Here is a 2,010-nt window from a genome sequence, read left to right as displayed (position 1 = left end):
GGGGGTGCGCAGCAACCTGGCCATAATTTCAACCAATCAATAAAACAATCGGCATCAACAAACTTGGCACACTATTGAGTTCTCAAACAACAGACCCCCCAAAACATCACCCCGCACAGCGCACCACAAAAAGCAGCACACCCAACAAGGCCATTGGAAAAGAAGAGTTATTTTTGGCCGCCTACCGAACCGTACACACCTTCCGGCTTTCCGTTTCGCACCCGGCGACTCAGAAAACAATACACGCCCCACACCCCCAACGCAAATCCACCCCAACAACCCGCGCCAGCCCGCCGTCGGGCATTCCTTCAGACGCGCCAGGGAGCCAGTAATCCTGACACTTCACGAAAGAAAATCAGGCATCCCGAATTGTCGATGAAGGCCATCATCAAGGAATCGCATGATCGATGCGATCTTGTCGCCAGGCTGAGTTGGCTCGATCACCATGAGTCCCCGGGCCCGGCCCTGCAGATAGCAGACGAACGCCGGCCTGCCACCGGCAGTGATAGCGATCAGCGCGTAGTTGCCGCCAGGGCGCCCAGCCGCACTGGCACGAAGGAAACTCCCGACGGCGTGCCGGCCCACGTAAAGTTCGCTGGCCGGGGGCATGGCAAGCCAGCATTGATCGGTCAGGAGCTCAAGGACGGAATCGACGTCGTCTCGCGAGAAGGCATCCGCAAACTTACGGGCTAAATCGTGGTGGTGTGCTCCGGTAGAGATTGACCTTGGGGAAGGCCTGGCGGAGCGGGCGCGCTGAAGAAGACCCTTAGCCGCCGTCGGTCCTATCGCGAGCATCTCGGCAGCTTCGGTAACCGTGAAATCCAGCACATCACAGAGGATCAACACTGCAGCCTGGCGCGGCGGCATCCGTTGAAGCGCAACAACAAACGCGAGCTCGACACTTTCACGGGCAACCGCCTGCACAGCAGGATCAAGCTCCTCGACCAATACGTCGGGGTAAGGCTGCACATGCGGTAGTTCGAATCGGTCGTTCGGAGTTGGTGGCTCGAAGGGAGGCGCGGGGGCGGGGCGAGGTCGGCGACGTTGGTCTCTTAGTGCATTGAGCGAACGAGTAGTGGCAATCCGATAGAGCCACGTCCGCAAGGACGATCGACCGGCAAATCCAGGCAACCCTTTCCATGCCGCAAGCAAAACCTCCTGCAGTACGTCATCTGCATCATCAACAGATCCTGTAATTCTGTAGCAGTGCAGATGAAGCTCCCGGCGAAAGGGTGCTACGAGCGAGGCGAAAGCCTCCTCATCGCCGGACCGGGCGGCCTCCAACTCGGCTGATGTCACGGTTCAATCTTGGCACGGACCCACTAGGGCGTTCCGATCTGCTGCGAAGTGGTGTCTAAACAGGAGTATCCGCCTACGAAAGGAAACAGACCATGTCTGAAAAACAGGCCAAAGCCGTTGAGATTGCAATCGCCTACCACCGGGCCTGGACAACCGGCAACCTGGACGCAGCGATCAAGCACTTAGCCGAGGATGTCACCTGCCATGCACCGTCCGGCACCATGAGCGGTAGTGCCGCTGTCCGGGCATTCATGGAGCCCTTCGCTGCTACGCTCACAAAATCTGCACTTCTTGCGGCTTACGGGTCCGACGACGAAGCAATACTCATGTACGACACAGCCAATCGGGCAGTACCGAGCGCTCCGGGCGCGGAACTTTACCGCATTCACAATGATCAGATCGCCGAGATCCACATCATCTTCGATCGTCTGCCCTTCGCCTTGGCGCGTGGTGACGTCGTTGGGGTGTGATGGCGATGCTTCCTTGGACGCTGTCCAAACAGCTTGAGCCGCCGGGTGTCCCCTTCCGATGTCGGCGGTACCTTTTGAGGGTTAAATGGGGGAAGCCCCGGCCGTGGTGGTCGGGGCTTGGTTGGTTCTGGTGTGGCTGGTCGTGGCGTTAATGTGGGAGACCCCCCGTCCCGGTGTGGGTTGGGGGGTCTCGACCTAATGTGTGTCCGGCGGTGTCCTACTCTCCCACACCCTCCCGGGT

The 2,010-nt window shown here is 59.1% G+C and carries 2 protein-coding genes; one reads left to right on the top strand and one right to left on the bottom strand.

Translation table 11 applies throughout. The features are described from left to right. Positions 1 to 342: 342 nt before the first annotated feature. The gene (locus ABIE18_RS22055) at positions 343 to 1,299 is read right to left on the bottom strand and encodes an RNA polymerase subunit sigma-70 (RefSeq protein WP_499724649.1); all 957 of its coding nucleotides are present in this window, start codon (positions 1,297 to 1,299) and stop codon (positions 343 to 345) included. 92 nt (positions 1,300 to 1,391) lie between these two features. Here ABIE18_RS22055 and ABIE18_RS22050 point away from each other — a divergent pair, with 92 nt between their 5' ends. Further along, complete coding sequence (locus ABIE18_RS22050; protein WP_499724648.1) at positions 1,392 to 1,769, top strand: nuclear transport factor 2 family protein; 378 nt, start codon at positions 1,392 to 1,394, stop codon at positions 1,767 to 1,769. The last annotated feature ends 241 nt before the right edge of the window (positions 1,770 to 2,010 follow it).

This window comes from Arthrobacter sp. 2762 (assembly GCF_040548745.1).
Taxonomy (GTDB): Bacteria; Actinomycetota; Actinomycetes; order Actinomycetales; family Micrococcaceae; genus Arthrobacter.
This window is presented reverse-complemented; position numbering and strand designations above follow the sequence as displayed.